The sequence below is a fragment of the Allocoprococcus similis genome, assembly GCF_054660775.1.
In genome coordinates this window covers 1-18,461 of the sequence record NZ_BAAHSG010000018.1, presented here as the reverse complement: position 1 = coordinate 18,461, position 18,461 = coordinate 1, and the positions used below count along the sequence as shown (strand labels likewise).

The window sequence follows — 18,461 nt, the reverse complement described above, 5'->3', positions numbered from 1 at the left end:
CGAAAACATATAAGTGTTTTGGGGCTATTGGAGTTATTTACCCAGTGATAGGAGTATTTATCACTGGGTATTTTTATGCCCTTTTTTGGGTGTTGATAGGAGGAAAATCACATGAAAATAATTAACTTAGGCATTCTGGCTCACGTTGACGCAGGAAAGACAACATTAACGGAAAGTTTATTGTATACCAGTGGTGCAATTGCAGAACTAGGGAGCGTAGATGAAGGCACAACAAGGACAGATACAATGAATTTGGAGCGTCAAAGGGGAATCACTATCCAGACAGCAGTGACATCTTTTCAGTGGGAGGATGTAAAAGTCAACATTATAGATACGCCAGGCCATATGGATTTTTTGGCGGAAGTATACCGTTCTTTATCCGTATTAGACGGAGCAGTATTATTAGTTTCTGCAAAGGATGGCATACAGGCACAGACCCGTATACTGTTTCATGCACTACAGATAATGAAGATTCCGACAATTTTTTTCATCAATAAAATTGACCAAGAGGGGATTGATTTGCCAATGGTATATCGGGAAATGAAAGCAAAGCTTTCTTCGGAAATTATAGTGAAGCAAAAGGTTGGGCAGCATCCCCATATAAATGTAACGGACAATGACGATATGGAACAGTGGGATGCGGTAATTATGGGAAACGATGAACTATTAGAGAAATATATGTCAGGGAAACCGTTTAAAATGTCAGAACTGGAACAGGAAGAAAACAGGAGATTCCAAAACGGAACGTTATTTCCCGTTTATCACGGAAGCGCTAAAAACAATCTGGGGATTCGGCAGCTTATAGAAGTAATTGCCAGTAAATTTTATTCATCAACGCCTGAAGGTCAATCTGAACTATGCGGGCAGGTTTTTAAGATTGAATATTCAGAGAAAAGGCGGCGTTTTGTTTATGTGCGTATATATAGCGGAACATTGCATTTGAGGGATGTTATTAGAATATCTGAAAAAGAGAAAATAAAAATCACAGAGATGTATGTTCCGACAAACGGTGAAATCGTCCCGGCTGACCATGCCTGTCCGGGAGAAATTGTTATTTTAGCTGATGATACTTTGAAACTGAACGACATTCTGGGAAATGAAAAACTCCTGCCTCACAAAACATGGATTGATAATCCCATGCCATTACTTCGGACAACGGTAGAGCCGCAAAAGCCGGAGCAAAGGGAAGCCCTGTTAAATGCCCTCGCAGAGATTGCTGATACAGACCCTCTTTTGCATTTTGACATTGATACTGTTACACATGAGATTATGTTATCTTTTTTGGGGAATGTGCAGATGGAAGTCATTTGTGCCATCCTTGAGGAAAAATATCATGTGGAGGCAGAAATAAAAGAGCCTACTGTTATATATATGGAAAGACCGCTTAGAAAAGCAGAATATACCATCCACATAGAAGTCCCGCCAAATCCTTTCTGGGCTTCTGTCGGGTTGTCCATAGAGCCGCTCCCTATTGGAAGCGGAGTGCAGTATGAAAGCAGAGTTTCACTTGGATATTTAAATCAATCGTTCCAAAATGCGGTTATGGAGGGGGTTCTTTATGGCTGCGAGCAGGGGCTGTATGGATGGAAAGTGACAGACTGTAAAATCTGTTTTGAATATGGATTGTATTATAGTCCTGTAAGTACCCCCGCAGACTTTCGGCTGCTTTCCCCTATCGTATTGGAGCAGGCTTTAAAAAAAGCAGGGACAGAACTATTAGAGCCATATCTCCACTTTGAAATTTATGCACCGCAGGAATATCTCTCACGGGCGTATCATGATGCTCCAAGGTATTGTGCAGATATTGTAAGTACTCAGATAAAGAATGACGAGGTCATTCTGAAAGGAGAAATCCCTGCTAGATGTATTCAAGAATACAGGAACGATTTAACTTATTTCACAAATGGGCAGGGAGTCTGCTTGACAGAGTTAAAAGGATACCAGCCAGCTATTGGTAAATTTATTTGCCAACCCCGCCGCCCGAATAGCCGTATAGATAAGGTTCGGCATATGTTCCACAAGTTAGCTTAACAGCTTGCAAAAGTCATATAAAATGAGATTTGAAAGGATTAGAGACTAATTATGATGAAATGCGAATGGATATTGTGTCCTGTTTGTGGGAGCAAAACCCGTAATAAAATTAGGAAGGACACTGTTTTGGAGAATTATCCCCTTTATTGTCCAAAATGCAGACAAGAAAGATTGATTAAAGTTGACAACTTGAAGATAACTGTCATCAAAGAGCCAGACGCTTAAGACGCAGAGCCGATGAAATTGTGGAACAATTCACGAATCATCGGCTCTTTTTGTTTCGTATTTGAAAGAACAAACTCACCAAATAAAAAAAACGATATTCGGGTGGGTTATTTTGTTATACCCTAAATTACCCTCTGAATTTGTTTTTAAATTTGGAGGGATTTTTTTATGTCCTTTTTTCGGGCAGTTATCTATCTGCTCATACGAAGCAAAATTTATCAATACATAGCATATCAGAGAACGGCAGGAAACCAGTTAAAAAAATTTCTGCCAGTGCAACGGTACTTCTCACCTTGAAAGTAGAAGTACAATCTCCATACAATAGAATTACTATTTCCTATAACCGTAAAGGTCACAGAGCCTTTGCGGTTTTTCTTTTGTCGATTTTTGTTGGAAAGTGCCGTAGGGCTGTTTCTGATATGCGGTGTCGTTCTCCGCCTCTCCATCTGGATTTTTTACATTTCAAAAATTCAGATGGGAGGTATTTATGGTGAAATATGCACCAAGAAAGGTATATATCAGAGAAAGTGGCGGCTATGTGGAATTATCCTACACGGAGTTCTGCCGTTGCAGGGAATCCGACCAGACCTATATGGACAAGCTGTTTATCCCCATTCAAGGCTGTCTGCTTGAAGTCGTGAGGGAGCAATACACAGACTTCTACCGTGACAAGGAACGGTGGCGTTATCTGCAAAAATTAGATACAAAGAATAGACTGCTATCTCTCGACGGATTTACGGACAGCGAGGGGAATCCTCTGGACTTTATCACTGATGAAGCGGTGGACATTGCAGAAACCGTTGTCAATGCGGTCATGGTGGACAGGCTGAAAGCCGCCCTGCCTTTGCTGTCGGATAGTGAACAGGAGCTGATACAGGCAATCTTTTTTGACGGACTTTCCGAGCGTGAAGTCGGGGCGAGGTTGGGCATAACCCAGAGCGTTGTAAACAAACGCAAAGCCAGAATCCTAATAAAACTAAGAAAGATAATAGAAAATTAAAATTTAAGGCGTTCAGCCCCCTTGTTTTTTCCTTTGGGAAGATGAGGGGGCTTTTCTCTGCCCTCTCAATCAATTCTGATTGGAGGAAGTAAGAATGGCATACAACCACGGACGGGAGGACAGGAAATGGCGTATCTGGAAAGAAGCGGAGGAAAAGCTGCTGCGTGAGTGCGGCGTTGATGAAGCGACCATTGAGCAGATACGCATGGCGGACAGGGCAGACTTCAATTCCAACAGGCGGTTTTACCGATGGACGAATGACGTTGCGGAATATCTTGAGGACATGGCAGGCAGGGAGCGGCAGGCGGAAGTGGGTACGGTTGCGGAGTTACTGGAAGAGATTGAGAGCGAAAATCTCTATCAAGTATTAGTCACGGTGGACGGGCGTACCTTGAAAATCGTCCTGCTGAAAATGCAGGGGTATTCCACAAAGGAGATTGCCCCGCTTGTGCATTTGACGACTGGTGCCATCTATGCGAGGTTAGACCATCTGCGGAAGAAGCTGCGGAAAATTTTATAGCTTCTAAAACAGCCTGCCATCCTGCGGGCTACTGGGTGAGGGATGGAAATCCCCTCACTCATTTTTTGCAGGAGGACAACAGGATGGCATACAGGGTTAAGGCATACACGCTTCGGGAGGAATCCACGGAAAGCGGCACAAGGTATTTTATCAGCTTTAAGGACGGGCAGGGCAAATCCCACGAGTTGGAAGTGTCGGAACAGTTCTTTATGGAGTTTCGGCAGATGGAGCGCAGGAACAGGAATCTTTTCTAATGGGACGAGCGGCACAGGGAGTTTAACGAGGTATGGGACGAAACCCTTTACAGACGGGCGTTGCGTGTGCCTAAGAGCCTTGATGAACGCATGGTTGAGGAAGAACGGAATGAAACGCTCTATAAGGCGGTTGGGAGCCTTCCAGAGATACAAAGGCGGCGTTTCCTGCTCTACTACGAGTATGAGTTCAATTTTTACCAAATCGCCGCTATGGAGCATTGCACCGCTTCGGCAATACAGAAATCTGTTGCGATTGCAAAGGAGAAAGTAAAGGCGGAAATTGAAGAAATATCTCCAACCGTGACCGACACCGCCCGAAAAAGAAATCTGTTTTTTATTTGTGTGGGATTGGCGGCATTACATACTCTCACTTTTTTCCGTGGGAGTAAATCTATTTTTAAGGAGGTCAACGCCTATGTGCAACGAAAACAAAGACACCGCCCGAAAGGAGGAAAGCCATGCAGAAGTTACAGACAGTCAACGCCGAAACGCTCCTTTATGAACCGCTTGAGAAACCATCCTTTGTGGTGGACAGCCTTATCCCGACAGGCTTATCGCTGTTCTGCGGCTCACAGAAGATAGGCAAAAGCTGGCTCATGCTGAAGCTATGCTTATGCGTGTCGCAGGGAATCCCTTTATGGGATATGCCGACAATGGAGGGCGATGTGCTTTACCTCTGCCTTGAGGACACGTTCTGCCGCATACAGGACAGGTTATTTCGTTTGACGGACGAAGCAAGCGGGCGGCTCCACTTTGCCGTGGCAAGCTGCAAGCTGTCAGACGGTCTTATCGTGCAGCTTGAAGATTATCTGAAAGATTACCCAGACAGCAGGCTCATTGTCATTGATACCTTGCAGAAAGTCCGTACAGCTTCAAAAGACAATGCCTATGCAAGCGACTATGGGGACATCTCCCTCATCAAAGACTTTGCCGACAGGCACTCTCTGGCGGTCATTGTCGTACACCACATCCGAAAGCAGAATGACAGCGACGTGTTCAACAAGGTGTCTGGGACGACAGGATTAACGGGGAGTGCGGACGCTACCTTTGTTCTGGAAAAGGAGAAACGTGCGTCTGACACCGCCAAGCTGTATGTGACGGGCAGGGACACGCCTTATCAGGAATACACGCTGCGTTTCCGTGATTGCCGTTGGGAGCTTGTGGAGCGGAAAACGCAGGAGCAGCTTGCGAAAGAAACGATACCAGATGTCCTTTTTCGGTTGGTGGATTTTATGAGGGATAAGGAAGAATGGATAGGCACGGCAACGGAACTGTTAGCCGCTATGGGGGAAACGGAAACCATACCCACGGTGATTACGAAATGGCTGAATGAATACCGCACCACATTTTTAAGCGAGAACCGTATCTGCTACCAGTACAGCCGCAGGAAAGACGGCAGGCGGATTGCCCTTGCAAGGAGGGCGGGTGACAGCGGTGATGGTGGTGACAGCGATATTAGGATACCCTGCCGCTGTCATCCCTACGGGAGAACACCCCGTAAACGCAAAATGCAGGCGTGAGATTTACTCGCCCTTTTCGGTCGTGTAAAACCACCCCTGCGGTCAGAAAAATCATTCCGATTTTTCCGACTGCGTTTACAGGGTGTAACACACTACACTTTGCCCTGCAAAGTCGTGTGCCAGACGTTCCCTCTGGACTCCCTTAAGGCAGGGCTGTGCCCTGCTATCCTACGCCTTACGGCTTCGGATAAAAGAATGGCGGCATGACGGTGACGGCTCTTGCGAGGGGGGTATCCCAAAAACACCGTCATCATCGACATGACCGTCATGCAGGGGGTGAGGGTGACAGTTGCGGCAGTCGGCAGGGGGTATCCCAAAACTGCTGTCACCACCGTCACCGCTGTCACCCCAAAGGACGGTCACCCGCCGAAAGAAAGGAGGAATCCGCCTATGCCTTATGCAATCCTGCGTTTCCAGAAACGAAAAGCGGGCGGCGTTGCGGCTTGTGAACGCCACAACGAGCGGAAGAAAGAAGCCTACAAAAGCAACCCAGATATAGATATGGAACGCTCTAAAAACAATTACCATCTCATAGCACCACCAAAGTACACCTACAAGAAAGAGATTAACCGCATGGTAGCCGAAGCGGGGTGCAGGACAAGGAAAGACAGCGTGATGATGGTGGAAACGCTCATCACAGCTTCACCAGAATTTATGAACCAGTTACCGCCCGAAGAACAAAAAGCGTATTTCCAGACGGCTCTTGACTTCATTTCGGAGCGTGTTGGAAAGCAGAATATCCTCTCCGCTGTCGTCCATATGGACGAGAGAACGCCCCATATGCACCTCTGCTTTGTGCCGATTACGCCAGACAATAAGCTGTCAGCGAAAGCTATCTTAGGCAACCAGAAATCATTATCCGAGTGGCAGACCGCCTACCATGAGCGGATGTCCTCACGGTGGAATCAGCTTGAACGGGGGCAGTCCTCAATGGAAACCAAGCGGAAACACGTCCCCACATGGCTCTATAAATTAGGCGGCAGGCTTGATAAACGGTATGAAGAAATCGTGTCTGCCCTATCCGACATCAACGCCTTTAACGCAGGGAAGAAAAGGGATAAAGCGTTAGATTTACTCTCTGCATGGCTGCCAGACGTGGAGAAATTCTCTAAGGAAATCGGGAAACAGCAGGCGTATATCGACAGTTTGAAAGAGAGAATTGGGCAGGAATCAGACTATGCGGGGCGTATGCGTGATGAAAAGTACGAGCAGGAACTAAAGGTGCAGAAAGCGAATCAGAAGATATTTGAATTGCAGAGAACCAACGAGCAGATGGGGCGGCTGCTGTCAAAAATACCGCCCGAAGTGTTGGAAGAATTGCAGAAAAATCATAGAAGCAGAGCGAAAGAAAGGTAGATATGTGAATGAAGAAACAGGATTTTAAGGTGTTAAAGACCAAAGACTTGTACCCGTTCCCCGACAATCCGTTTCATGTGGCAGAAGATGAAACACTGTCAGAGTTAGCGGAAAGCATCAAGGAATTTGGCATTGTCACGCCGATAATCACACGCCCGAAAGAGGACGGGGACGGTTATGAAGTGATTGCAGGACAGCGGCGTGTCCGTGCTTCTGAACTTGCAGGGATAAATACCGTGCCTGCGTTTGTCCTGCCCTTAGACCGTGACCGAGCCATCATCACCCTTGTAGACAGCAATTTGCAGCGTGAGAATATCCTGCCATCGGAGCGGGCGTTTGCTTACAAGATGAAATCCGAAGCCATGAAGCGGCAGGGTTTCCGCACAGACTTAACCTCGTCACAAGTTGTGACGAAGTTGCGGACGGACGACAAGGTGGCACAGGGCTTCGGCGTGGGCAGGATGACCGTGCAGCGTTTTATCCGCCTGACGGAACTGATACCGCCGATTTTGCAGATGGTGGACGAGGGGAAAATCGCCCTCACGCCTGCGGTGGAACTGTCCTTCTTGAAGAAAGACGAGCAGGAAAACCTCTTTGCCACGATGGAGAGCGAAGAAGCAACGCCCTCACTCTCACAGGCACAGCGGATGAAACAGTTAAGCCAGAGCGGGCGGCTTGACATGGATACGATATTTGCGATTATGACGGAGGAAAAGGGCAACCAGAAAGAAACCTTGAAAATCAACACAAGCAAGCTGAAAAAATACTTTCCGAAGAACACAACGCCGAAGCAGATGGAGGAAACCATCATCAAACTTTTGGAGCGTGAGTTGCAGAGGAAACGCAACCGTGACAGCCGCTAATCTTCTTTTTTCGGGAAGTAAATACAGAGAGTTGAGGTATGGAGAATGAGAGAAATCCAGTATGAAATCGTAAAGGAAATCGCAGTATTGTCTACGGGCGACAGTGGCTACACAAAGGAAATCAATCTCATTTCATGGAATGGGAAAGAGCCGAAGTATGACATCCGCAGCTTTTCCCCGAACCGTGAAAAGTGCGGCAAGGGAATCACGCTGAACGCTGATGAAGCGGCGGCACTCCTTAAAGCATTACAGAAAGAATTAAACAGCGAGGATTAATGGTATCTGATTGGCAGGGCGGGGACATTTCCAAACTCTTCCCTGCCCTGTCTGGAAAGGAAGATTTAAGTATGGGCGAGGATAAGAAAGCAGATAAAAAGAGAAAGCGTATCGTGCCAAAAGCACCAGTGCAGATGATAATCAGCCGTGAATATGTCGGCACACAGACCGTTACAGAAGCGTTTGTCCCGATTATCTCCGAGGATATTCGGAAGAAGATTGCCGAGGGCGACACCTTCGACAATGAGGGGCTGTCCGCTTAGAATGTACGCAATGGGACATGAAAACAGATAGGACAGATAGCATGTATGAACTGTCCGCAAAAAATGACCGACTGATTTGGAACAAAGGGAAGGCAGAATCAATAGATTTAAGTGTCTGGCAATAAGACAGAATGTTGCTGATAAATATGGTAAGGCAGATGGTATCACATTTAAGCGAGACATATGGACAGAAATGTTTGAAGCTGCTAAAGCGGAAAAGCAGAATGACCAGTCAGAGCTTGTACCATTCTGGTGTTTCGGAAAAAATCAGAGTGTAAAAATAGAAAGGCTTGTGCCAATGTATCCTATGAGTAAGGATGAGGTTAATTATGAAAGGCTGATAAAGATTCTGTCTCTTTACCGGCTTACATTAGGGCAGGCAAGGCAGGAAGAACTTCTGGAGTATTTATTCAAAGAGTTCAAGGAAACAAGTGGATTGAAGAAATTGTTTATCGACTTGAGTCCATTTTCAAAGGGAAAAGAAGGTTGATATGATGAGAATACTTTTTTGTAACATAGCGTGGATGAAGGAGTATCGAGGAAATGAAGATGGAAAGGATATTCCGTTAAATGGTGGAAGCTATGTTGATGAGACAGGAGATGCTCATGAAAAATATAATTTTACACCGGTGAATATGGAGGGAAGGGAAGGCTTATATTGTCTGGGATTTTTTGAGACAAAATCACATAATGGTAAAGATGTCAATCAAATGCGGATTGAGAATATTGCAGGTTGTGAACTATTAAAAAAAGAAGAATCAGTAGATGATGTGCTTGTTGTTTATTGTGCAAAGCATCCGGCACATAAGTTTACGACGGTCGTGGGATGGTATAAACATGCTACAGTTTACAGACATTATCAAGAGGCAGTGTTTGCTCCAGAAGATATACAATATTACAATGCAATTGCAAACTCATCTGATTGTGTCTTACTTCCTGCAGGGATCAGATCAAGAAAGGTACAATGGGAAGTCCCAAGAAAATCAAATGGTTGGGCTTATGGATTTGGACGGGCAAATGTGTGGTATGCAAGTGAAGAAGATAGCCGGTTACAAGATTATCTTACGAGATTAGTAAAACAGATTGATGAATATGATGGCGAAAATTGGATTGACAAGTACGCTGAGTAATGAGGTACATATATTATGGGAAACGAATCAGGTGAATGGATTATGCATGGCATGAAGTGGGACAACCCGGAATGTATCCATTCTGTAGATGAAGCAATCAAGTATATAAATGAATTTGGCTTTTTACCATTATTTAAGAATGATATAGATGGGTTTTCACTTGAAGAAAGAACTGTTCCAGAGTACTGGTGGAGTGATAATCCGGAGATTGATCCATGGATGTGGCGGGCTATTATAGCAAGGCGGCATGATATCGTCTATGGAAAGTTCTTTGATAAGAAGGCAGGATTTATATCAAAAAAGTGGCTTCCTGTATTTGCTAATTATCGCCGGGATGGATATGATTTTGATGCATTATATGATGATGGGAAAGCACCTAATAAGCATAAAAAGATAATGGTCAATTTTATGGAAGATAATGCTGATTCAGAGATTTATTCAAATGAATTGAAAAAACAGGCTGGATTTGGTAAGGATGGAGAAAAGGGATTTGATGGTGCTATAACGAATCTTATGATGCAGACATATCTGTGCAACTGCGATTTTAAGAAGAGAGTGAATAAGAGAGGCATATAAGCGTTTTATCAGAGATGGTATAGTGTGTGAAGAAAAATGGGAAGCACAGCATACACCAAGAGTATGTTATTTCTTAAAGGAAGCATACACTTCTAATGAAAATGGTTATAATCTGGTAGAAGATTTGCATGATTGTGAACGTCCATGGACTATGTGGAGAAAGGTAGCAATATGGACACAGGCAATATATAATGCATTTAACGATAATATCTGTGAGTATGACGATGAAGTATTACGTTCTAAGGAAAAAGAAATCATAGACCGTATTGCAGTGGTCAATGTGAAAAAAAGCAATGGCGGAAGCGAATCTGAATATGAAGATTTGAAAAAATACGCACTTGAAGACAGGCTGGAAATAAAGCGTGAATTGGAAATTATACAACCGGATATCATTGTATGTGGGAATAATCTCAGTCTATTGAAACTTGTATTAGGGGAAGAATTACAGAATGATGATACATGGGATAATATGTTGGCGCTTTGGAAGGATACATTGGTGCTTGATTATTATCACCCTGCTGTGCATTATCCTAATCGGGTTAATTATTATGCTTTAATGGCAATTTGCGATGTGGCAAGAAAAAAATATGGTACGCCAGTATGGTCAGAACAAAATGAAAAATATTAGAGAAATTAGTGTCGGTGCAATATTGTACCGGCATTTTTATTTTCTGAAAGTGTCGCCCAAACAGCGACCATATGAAGATGCCTTTTAATTATACTCATATTGTAACAGAGAAAGAGAGGTGCCGGAGTAATCCGGGAATTGGAGGCATATATGTACGGAGCAATTTTAGGAGATATTATAGGAAGTCCGTTTGAGTTTGACAGAGGTGATAAAACAAAGAATTTTGATTTGTTTAGTGAAGGCTGTGGCTTTACAGATGATTCTGTTATGACAATAGCAGTTGGAGAAGCTCTCCTGGCAGTCGGACCGGAAGCAGCAGTAAAGAAAATTGAAGATGCGGTAGCATCCAATATGCAGGATTGGGGAAAAAGATATCCACATGCAGGCTATGGTGGATGCTTCAGACATTGGCTTAAAGAAAATAATCCGAAGCCATACGGAAGCTATGGAAATGGTTCAGCCATGAGAGTGTCAGCGGTAGGCTGGCTTTATGATTCGATGGAAAGAACCAGAGAGGTAGCTAGAGCTACAGCGAATGTGACACATAATCATCCAGAAGGTATAAAGGGTGCAGAGTCAACTGCAAGTGCAATATATATGGCAAGGAATGGATCTTCAAAAGAAGAAATCAAAGCTTATATCGAGAGGGAATTTCATTATGATCTGAGTAGAACATTGGATAATATCCGAACCTACTACCATCATGTTGAAAGCTGTCAGGAAACAGTACCAGAGGCAATCATCGCATTTCTGGAATCCAAAGATTTTGAGGATGCCATACGGAATGCAGTATCACTTGGTGGAGATACGGATACGCTTGGTGCTATTACAGGAAGTATTGCAGAAGCATTTTATGGGATCCCAGCTGTGCTGATTGCAGAGTGTAAAAGCCGGATTGATAAGGGACTGATGACGGATGTTCTTGATGAATTTGATCATGTACTTGGCAGGAGCGTGGATACTTATTCAGATGAAGTGGATGAGACACAGGCAAATCAGATGATTGAGGCAGCAATCGACCAGTATTATATTCAGCAGGATAAAAATGGAATGCTGTTATTTATGGAAGTTATGGTAACAAGAATGCAGCAGGCAGGAGAAGTTATTGTTCCATATATCACGGAAAATCCTTTTATGTCGGAAGAACAGATAAGTAAAGTAAAGGCTGGTGACACGATTTCGCTTGACCATGATGTAAGACTTAAAATAGAGACTGTAAAAGATGCTGATGAAAAAGAATGGATTGGAGTATTTACATCTTCTGAAGAGATGCATAAGGGTTCTGCTGGAAATGTGCAGATGAATCAGTCTATTGAATCAATACTTCGTCTGGCACTTAATTGGGAACAGGTGAATGGAATTGTGATTAATCCGTTTGGTAAGTATATTCAGATGACAAAGAAGATGATAGAGCTTTTAATCAATGGGTATGAATATAATGAGAATGAAAGGAAGAGCAAAGATGATGAGAACAATTAAAGTTACAGGAAAAGGGAAAATAGCAGTAAAGCCGGATAAAATCCGGTTATATGTCAACAAGGAAGAACTTTGCAAAGAATATGAAGATACTCTCCGAAGGTCAACAGAAGATACAGAGCTTCTCAAGGATTTGTTTGAGAAACTTGGTTTTCAGAGAAAAGACCTTAAAACAGTATATTTTAATGTCGATACAGAATATGAAAGCTATCAGGACAGAGATAAGAGCTGGAAGCGAAGATTTAAAGGTTATAAGTATAATCACCATATGAAAATAGAGTTTGCAGCTGATAATAAAAGATTAGGGCAAGTCCTTTACGCTTTGGCTCATAGCTCATTAAGGCCAGAGTTTTCTATTGAGTATACAGTGGCAGATGTAGAAAAATGTAAAAATGAGCTGTTACATAAAGCAATCGAGGATTCCATTCAAAAGGCACAGGTGCTTACAACAGCAGCAAATGTGAAATTGGGTGAAATACAGGCAATTGATTATTCTTGGGGAGAGATAGATTTTGTAACAAAGCCATTGAATGAAATGAGATTAATGGAGTGTACGGAATGTGAAATGAGTGCACCGGGAGCATATGATATAGATATTGAGGCAGACGATATTAATGTTACTGATACGGCAACTGTAATATGGGAAATTGCATAAAGAGGAAGATATAAATAGATTAGACGAAAAGCAAGAGGCACCGTTAAAGTAGGTACCTCCTTCTTTTTAGAGAGTTAGCTCTTTTTCTGATATGGGAATTTGCATCTCCGGAGCATTAAGTAGTGCTGTGAAATTCTGTCTAATGATATTCAGTGTCTTCTGCTTTTTCTGCAATTCTTGTTTTTCCCGGACAGTAGCAGCTTGTTCAGATTCAAGATTTTCTATCCTATTCTGGATTTTATTAGAGCTTGGGATTTTGGTAACACCGAGATCCTGAAGCTCTTTTTTTAGTGAATCGTGCAGTTGGTATTCTGCTTGATGTTTGGTTCGGTATGCTTTTGGATTTTTAGCAGATTTGCAATCTTCAATCACTTTTCGGCAGAGACGGTAAGAATCACAGTGTTTTTGAATGATTTTCTGTGTGCTCAGCTCACTGTTGATTTGCGTTATTCTTTGATCAGCCGCTTTAACAGAAGCATCAACATCAGAAACATGCTGTTGGAAATCTTCATAATTCAGCAGGTTATTTTCGGAAAGATAGTTGAAGGTGCGTGCCGCTTCTTTCAGGTTATTTAGTTTTGCCCATCGTTCAAATCCTTCTCGATTGCCGGTCGTAACATAAGTGGAGATATTGATATACAGGCGAGCTTCTCTGGACAGATGCCTTGGAGCTTTTATTTTGTTACGGTTTTTTGCCAAACGGATGCGGACATTTTCTTCTGAATAATAGCTTCCAAGAGATTTCATATAAGTGAAGTTTTTCTGTTCCGGTGCACGGAAGGACAGGTGTTTTCCCTGTCGGACTTCATATCCGGCTAACTGCATTTTTTGTAAAAATTCCTCATAGTTGATGGAAGTCCAGATTGCTTTATCAACTGCAACACGTAGCTTGGCTTTCCAGCTGGTGCCACGATGATATTCCATGTTCTCCTTATAACTTTTGCCTTTTTCTCCGGTTGGCATACTGGTGGCAAGTCCATTTTCATGGCAGATACGATTACTGATCCGGCAGATTTTATGGTAGCTCCGCTTATTGGAAACATACTTGTGATGATCAACAAAACTTGCTGCATTAAAGATGATGTGGTTATGGATATGATTTTTATCAACATGGGTGCTTATCACATATTCATATTTTCCTTTCAGTACTTCGTTTGCAAATTGTTGCCCTAAGCGATGGGCAGTTTCGGCATCAACTTCTCCAGGTTTAAATGACTGGATCAGATGAAATGCCAGGTTATCACCTTTGTCCATTCCATTCTTTTTTGCCATTTCTCTTGTCATAGAAAATTCAAGATCTGCAGTTTCCGGGGAACAGCCAAAACTGGAAACTAACAGTTTTTCTTCTGTTTTATCTGGATTCGTGATGTAGTCCAGAGCTTTCTTGTCTGTTACTTTAATTGGGAAGATCTTAAGATACGCCATAATTCTTTCACCATCTCTTTTAATTCTTGCTTTTCTTCCGGATACAGATCACCGGTGCTGTTTACTTTTTTGGCAATCTGATTAATATTCACACCGATCTTATGCATTTCCTCATACTGTTTCTTCAGTGGAGTGGTATCGGTGTTGACGATGTAACCGTCGATTGCCATTTTACGAAGATAAGCTCCCATATTTTTTGTCTTTGATTCAATCATCTTTCTACGAATAAGCTTTTTTTCTTCTGGGGAAACACAAAACAAAATCTGTATATTTCTTTTTCTCTTTGCCATAGGCAGATTCTCCTTTCTTTGGTTCTTCGAAGTAGTGACTTCTGTGTTTTTAATTTAGGGCAGGGTTCCCTAAATTGCTGGTTTTCCGGAAGTGTATATACACTTCCTGTCCTTGCTATTTACCGGTGGCACAGCCGCCGGAAGAGAGTCTTAAAAAAGAACCCTCTATAAATAAGGTACTGAGAGAAGAAAAAGAGGACATCGAAGCTCAGAAGTATGACGCAAGCATGATTCTGTGGTATAGTAAAATCTGAATGAAAAAGAAGAAAAGAGGTCAAACCGATGTCACGGAAAAACCATAAGATGATAGATGGGAGATTACTGCAAACGAATAAGAAGTATTCCCAGTTAAAAATGAAGCAGAAAGAAAAGATTGCGGAATGGATGTTTCAGGCAACCAGAGATTATTATATGAAAAAATGTACTTTTCCGAGTGACAAACATCTGGAAGAAGTGGTGGATTCTGTTTATGAAAAAATTGAAGATGCAGAAATCTGGATTCCGTATGGAGAGGTCTTCAAGCATTATAAATCCAAACGATCGGATATCAACAAACGTGTCAGAAAATCTCTGAATGAAAAAGAAGAGAGTCAGATTGAGAAGGTCTGTTTTATGAATATGTGTATGATTCAGGATCATAAAGGGAATGTACTGGCTCTGGATAAAGTAAATGATAGCTATACCGGTACAACTTTTCCAGGCGGTCACGTAGAAGCAAATGAGATTTTTCAGAAATCTATGATTCGGGAAGTCTGGGAAGAAACAGGACTTACGGTTGAAGCACCGAAGCTTGGAGGATTATATCATTGGCATAAGAGCGGAGTGCACTATGTTATTACCTTGTATAAAGCGGATAAGTTTACCGGAGAATTAAAGAGTTCTGAGGAAGGAAGAGTTTATTGGATTCCGCTGGAAGAGTTAAAAACAAAAGAACTTGCTACAGGTATGGAACACGTTTTGCGGATTCTGGAATCAGAGAAGGTGGACGAGTGCTATATGCATCTGGAAGCAGATGGATATGTGGGAGACTTGTATTAAAGAATTACATGAGAAATGGCTGCCTGCTCATTGGAGAAAAGACAGCCATTCTTTATAAGATACATCATTCATCTATTCTGTTTTTTGCGGTTCGTTTTTGGAAGTGAAATTAATATATTTGGCACGTTGTAAAATTGAAATAACTGCATCAATGCTTTCAGGATTGGAGAAGCTCATGATAAAAGGTTCTTCTTTAAATTCCATGGGTTCGAACCCAGGATTCTGATCTGGATTCTTGAGTATATGGATGGGACGTGCACTCTGATTATAAAATGCCAGTTGTGCGGAATCTGTAGTGTTACCGATGACACCAATGCCTACATCCCCTTTTCCAAAGTCTATTCTATGTTTATTTAAGTTGATCATTTTCAAAAATCTCCTTTTTCAAAAATAGCATATTTAGTAATTTTCTATTATTCCCGAAGTAGGGATATCTTTTAAAAAGTCACTGTTGGAAGTAATCGGAGAATCTACAATCTGAACGCCGCTTCGTTTCATCATTCGGAATTTGAAATCAAGAAGTTCCGGTGGAACTTTCAGTTCTGCGGCAGCCTGGAAAAAGGACATATCAGCGTTAAGCATCTCCAGGACATCTTCATCTTCCAGAAGATAATCAGCGGCAAAGCAATTCGCTTCATATTCACATTGTGACACTCCATCGAATAATTCAAAATCATGAAAACACTTGATCTGAAGGGGTTTCTGATGAAGGAGTGCGTGACCGATCTCGTGGATCAGGATAATCTGCTGTATGATTTCCGGTAGGTCGCAGTTAATGACGATGCAGGTCTTTCGACATTCCCGCATACAGAAGCCTTTGCAACAGTTTGGATCAGTTCCAAGCGGAAGCTTTTTAACAATAATATGCATAGCGGCTGCAAGGCGGTACGGATCACTTTCCTGATATTTTGTTTTTACTTTACTAACAGTGTCTCTTATACATTTTGAACTCATAAAAACACCTCGATATTTCATAAGATAGTTTGCTGCAAGTATAGAGTAGCAAAAGTGCTGTACGAAAATACGGACACCTATGAATCCCTTTCCGTTTCAGTGTTTTTCTTTTTCCGTCCAAATGTCTTTTTAGCTTCCATCTTACAGGAAAGATATGCTTTGGTTACAGCCTGATAGAAAGCATCTTTTGCTTCTTCATCGAGTTCGCCACCAGCAAAAAGAGCACGGTTGGCTTCGAGAATCTCATTGATGTCCCTGGCACCTTTTTCACCAAGCTGTCCATTGACTTCATCAATATAATCCATTTTTTCAATTCCATAAGAAGGATCTGTGATCTCATCATGTTTTAAATAATCATAAGAGACATTTAATGCATGAGCGAGCTTTCTCATAGTAGAGATTCGTGCGATTGTGCCGGAACTTTCATAAGCTGCGATTGCACGCTGGGATACGCCGACCAGTTCTGCAAGTTCTTTCTGTGTCAGATGATTTTGTTCTCGTTGAAATTTAATCTTGTCTGAAAAATTCATAGTGGGATCCTTTCCAAGTTTTTGAAATCGTAACTTCATCAACTTCATAAAAACTATTGACAGAGTTCATTATCACGTATAGAATACAAACAAACGTTCGTGAAGTTAGTAGAAATTATAATTCAAAAACTTCACAAAGTCAATATGAAGCAAAGAAGTTTTATTACGATTTTTAGACTGGTAGGTGAATGTTATGAGCAGGACAATTCTTCATTCAGATATGAATTGCTTTTACGCAAGTGTTGAGATGCTGCATCATCCGGAACTTGCCGGAAAGCCGATGGCAGTTGGGGGCGATCCGGAAGCAAGACATGGAATTGTGCTGACTGCGAATTATATTGCGAAGCGAGCCGGAGTAAAAACAGGCATGGCATTGTGGCAGGCAAGACAGGTTTGCCCAGAAATAATCTTTGTACCGCCTCGCATGGATCTTTATTTGAGGTTTTCTAGAATGGCACAGGAGATTTACAGTGAATACACAGATCAGAGAGAACCATTTGGGATTGATGAAAGCTGGCTGGATGTGACCGCCAGTACTTCTATCAAGGGAGACGGAATGAAGATTGCAAAAGAGATCAGCAGTCGGATTAAATATGAACTGGGGGTTACCGTAAGTATTGGTGTTTCCTGGAATAAGATATTTGCAAAGCTCGGTTCTGATTATAAAAAGCCGGATGCCATTACAGAGTTTTCCAAAGACAATTACAAGGATATTGCATGGAAACTTCCAGTAGGTGATTTACTCATGGTCGGAAGAAGCACTGAACGGACGATGAAGAAACTTGGCATTTGTACAATCGGAGATCTGGCAGGAGCAGAACCTTCTATATTAGAAACATATCTTGGAAAGATGGGATTGGTACTTCATACCTTTGCAAATGGATGGGATGAAACTCCAGTTTTGGTAGAAGGATATAAAGTACCGATCAAGTCTATCGGGAACAGTACAACAACGCCAAGAGATCTTGTTAGTGAATTGGACGTGAAGATTATTTTGATGGCTCTTTCAGAAAGTGTAGGAGCCAGGCTTCGTGAAAATGGTTTTCAATGCAGGACAGTAGAAATCTCGATTCGGGATAATGGATTGTATCATTTCACGAGACAGTGCAAGTTGGACAGGGCAAGTAATCTTACAGAAGAAATTGCCAGAACTGCATTTGAGTTATTCCAGAAAAACTATAATTGGGAACATCCAATTCGTAGTCTTGGTGTTCGAGGATGTGATCTGGTATCAGAAGAGATGCCGTATCAGCTTGATTTATTTATGGATGAAACGAAGAGAGAAAAAATCAAAAAGATGGACCAGGTGGTAGATGAGATCCGTGGAAGGTTTGGCTATCAGAGTATTCAGAGAGCATTTATGTATCAGGATAAGATACTGGCACAGCTGAATGCTAAGGAACATACGGTTCATCCACAGGCATACTTTCATGGATAGATAATATGAAGTG

Annotated in this window: 22 protein-coding genes and 1 pseudogene; 18 read left to right on the top strand and 5 right to left on the bottom strand. The window is 42.2% G+C overall.

The genetic code is table 11. The annotated features are described in order from the left end of the window. Window positions 1-111: 111 nt before the first annotated feature. From tet(O) to ACYQ5K_RS09235, 16 genes and pseudogenes are all read left to right on the top strand, one after another. Window positions 112-2,031, top strand: a complete 1,920-nt coding sequence (gene tet(O) / locus ACYQ5K_RS09310; RefSeq protein WP_087378658.1) for a tetracycline resistance ribosomal protection protein Tet(O) — start codon at window positions 112-114, stop codon at window positions 2,029-2,031. Window positions 2,032-2,082: 51 nt separating this feature from the next. Next, the gene (locus ACYQ5K_RS09305; protein WP_002779755.1) at window positions 2,083-2,256 is read left to right on the top strand and encodes a cysteine-rich KTR domain-containing protein; all 174 of its coding nucleotides are present in this window, start codon (window positions 2,083-2,085) and stop codon (window positions 2,254-2,256) included. A gap of 490 nt (window positions 2,257-2,746) precedes the next feature. After that, window positions 2,747-3,256 (top strand): sigma-70 family RNA polymerase sigma factor, encoded by a 510-nt coding sequence (locus tag ACYQ5K_RS09300; protein WP_105116765.1) that lies wholly within the window; start codon window positions 2,747-2,749, stop codon window positions 3,254-3,256. Window positions 3,257-3,350: 94 nt separating this feature from the next. Then, the gene (locus ACYQ5K_RS09295; RefSeq protein WP_000323895.1) at window positions 3,351-3,776 is read left to right on the top strand and encodes an RNA polymerase sigma factor; all 426 of its coding nucleotides are present in this window, start codon (window positions 3,351-3,353) and stop codon (window positions 3,774-3,776) included. 83 nt (window positions 3,777-3,859) lie between these two features. Then, window positions 3,860-4,334 (top strand): annotated as a pseudogene (locus tag ACYQ5K_RS09290) (RNA polymerase sigma factor). Window positions 4,335-4,488: 154 nt separating this feature from the next. After that, window positions 4,489-5,550: an AAA family ATPase gene (locus ACYQ5K_RS09285; protein WP_023612265.1), complete on the top strand. Its 1,062-nt coding sequence runs from the start codon at window positions 4,489-4,491 to the stop codon at window positions 5,548-5,550. 390 nt (window positions 5,551-5,940) lie between these two features. Beyond that, a complete protein-coding gene (gene mobV, locus ACYQ5K_RS09280) occupies window positions 5,941-6,906 on the top strand; it encodes a MobV family relaxase (protein ID WP_459777487.1) in 966 nt (321 codons plus the stop codon). An 8-nt stretch (window positions 6,907-6,914) separates the two neighbouring features. Beyond that, entirely contained in the window at window positions 6,915-7,769 is an 855-nt protein-coding gene (locus ACYQ5K_RS09275) for a ParB/RepB/Spo0J family partition protein (protein WP_000743700.1), read from the top strand. A 45-nt stretch (window positions 7,770-7,814) separates the two neighbouring features. Beyond that, window positions 7,815-8,045: a YdbC family protein gene (locus ACYQ5K_RS09270; protein WP_001206986.1), complete on the top strand. Its 231-nt coding sequence runs from the start codon at window positions 7,815-7,817 to the stop codon at window positions 8,043-8,045. A 71-nt stretch (window positions 8,046-8,116) separates the two neighbouring features. Beyond that, window positions 8,117-8,308: a hypothetical protein gene (locus tag ACYQ5K_RS09265; RefSeq protein WP_001820669.1), complete on the top strand. Its 192-nt coding sequence runs from the start codon at window positions 8,117-8,119 to the stop codon at window positions 8,306-8,308. 76 nt (window positions 8,309-8,384) lie between these two features. After that, window positions 8,385-8,798, top strand: a complete 414-nt coding sequence (locus ACYQ5K_RS09260; protein ID WP_028086460.1) for a hypothetical protein — start codon at window positions 8,385-8,387, stop codon at window positions 8,796-8,798. A 1-nt stretch (window position 8,799) separates the two neighbouring features. Beyond that, window positions 8,800-9,438, top strand: coding sequence for a hypothetical protein (locus tag ACYQ5K_RS09255; RefSeq protein WP_080656483.1), 639 nt, complete (start codon window positions 8,800-8,802; stop codon window positions 9,436-9,438). A 15-nt stretch (window positions 9,439-9,453) separates the two neighbouring features. After that, a complete protein-coding gene (locus tag ACYQ5K_RS09250) occupies window positions 9,454-10,014 on the top strand; it encodes an AlkZ-related protein (RefSeq protein WP_459777486.1) in 561 nt (186 codons plus the stop codon). Between the two features lie 22 nt (window positions 10,015-10,036). Next, window positions 10,037-10,642, top strand: coding sequence for a hypothetical protein (locus ACYQ5K_RS09245; RefSeq protein WP_459777485.1), 606 nt, complete (start codon window positions 10,037-10,039; stop codon window positions 10,640-10,642). Window positions 10,643-10,792: 150 nt separating this feature from the next. Then, window positions 10,793-12,121 carry an ADP-ribosylglycohydrolase family protein gene (locus ACYQ5K_RS09240; RefSeq protein WP_044924450.1) on the top strand — a complete coding sequence of 443 codons (1,329 nt, stop codon included), beginning with the start codon at window positions 10,793-10,795 and terminating at the stop codon, window positions 12,119-12,121. Continuing rightward, on the top strand, window positions 12,081-12,773 hold the full coding sequence (locus tag ACYQ5K_RS09235; RefSeq protein ID WP_432335062.1) for an SIMPL domain-containing protein: 693 nt from the start codon (window positions 12,081-12,083) through the stop codon (window positions 12,771-12,773). The genes ACYQ5K_RS09240 and ACYQ5K_RS09235 overlap by 41 nt, the downstream gene beginning before the upstream one ends. A 66-nt stretch (window positions 12,774-12,839) precedes the next feature. Here ACYQ5K_RS09235 and ACYQ5K_RS09230 read toward each other — a convergent pair whose 3' ends face one another. Further along, window positions 12,840-14,198, bottom strand: a complete 1,359-nt coding sequence (locus tag ACYQ5K_RS09230; protein WP_026650134.1) for a relaxase/mobilization nuclease domain-containing protein — start codon at window positions 14,196-14,198, stop codon at window positions 12,840-12,842. After that, on the bottom strand, window positions 14,165-14,488 hold the full coding sequence (locus ACYQ5K_RS09225; RefSeq protein ID WP_026650133.1) for a MobC family plasmid mobilization relaxosome protein: 324 nt from the start codon (window positions 14,486-14,488) through the stop codon (window positions 14,165-14,167). The genes ACYQ5K_RS09230 and ACYQ5K_RS09225 overlap by 34 nt, the downstream gene beginning before the upstream one ends. Window positions 14,489-14,770: 282 nt before the next feature. Here ACYQ5K_RS09225 and ACYQ5K_RS09220 point away from each other — a divergent pair, with 282 nt between their 5' ends. Next, window positions 14,771-15,526: an 8-oxo-dGTP diphosphatase gene (locus ACYQ5K_RS09220; RefSeq protein WP_049946956.1), complete on the top strand. Its 756-nt coding sequence runs from the start codon at window positions 14,771-14,773 to the stop codon at window positions 15,524-15,526. A 72-nt stretch (window positions 15,527-15,598) separates the two neighbouring features. Here ACYQ5K_RS09220 and ACYQ5K_RS09215 read toward each other — a convergent pair whose 3' ends face one another. The 3 genes from ACYQ5K_RS09215 to ACYQ5K_RS09205 form a co-directional block, all read right to left on the bottom strand. After that, a complete protein-coding gene (locus tag ACYQ5K_RS09215) occupies window positions 15,599-15,892 on the bottom strand; it encodes a hypothetical protein (RefSeq protein ID WP_026650130.1) in 294 nt (97 codons plus the stop codon). Window positions 15,893-15,925: 33 nt separating this feature from the next. Continuing rightward, window positions 15,926-16,480: an ImmA/IrrE family metallo-endopeptidase gene (locus ACYQ5K_RS09210; RefSeq protein ID WP_459777484.1), complete on the bottom strand. Its 555-nt coding sequence runs from the start codon at window positions 16,478-16,480 to the stop codon at window positions 15,926-15,928. 77 nt (window positions 16,481-16,557) lie between these two features. Beyond that, window positions 16,558-17,010 (bottom strand): helix-turn-helix domain-containing protein, encoded by a 453-nt coding sequence (locus ACYQ5K_RS09205; RefSeq protein WP_055054213.1) that lies wholly within the window; start codon window positions 17,008-17,010, stop codon window positions 16,558-16,560. Between the two features lie 193 nt (window positions 17,011-17,203). Between ACYQ5K_RS09205 and dinB the strand changes: the two genes are divergently transcribed. Continuing rightward, window positions 17,204-18,448 carry a DNA polymerase IV gene (gene dinB / locus ACYQ5K_RS09200; RefSeq protein ID WP_044924451.1) on the top strand — a complete coding sequence of 415 codons (1,245 nt, stop codon included), beginning with the start codon at window positions 17,204-17,206 and terminating at the stop codon, window positions 18,446-18,448. Window positions 18,449-18,461 lie beyond the last annotated feature (13 nt).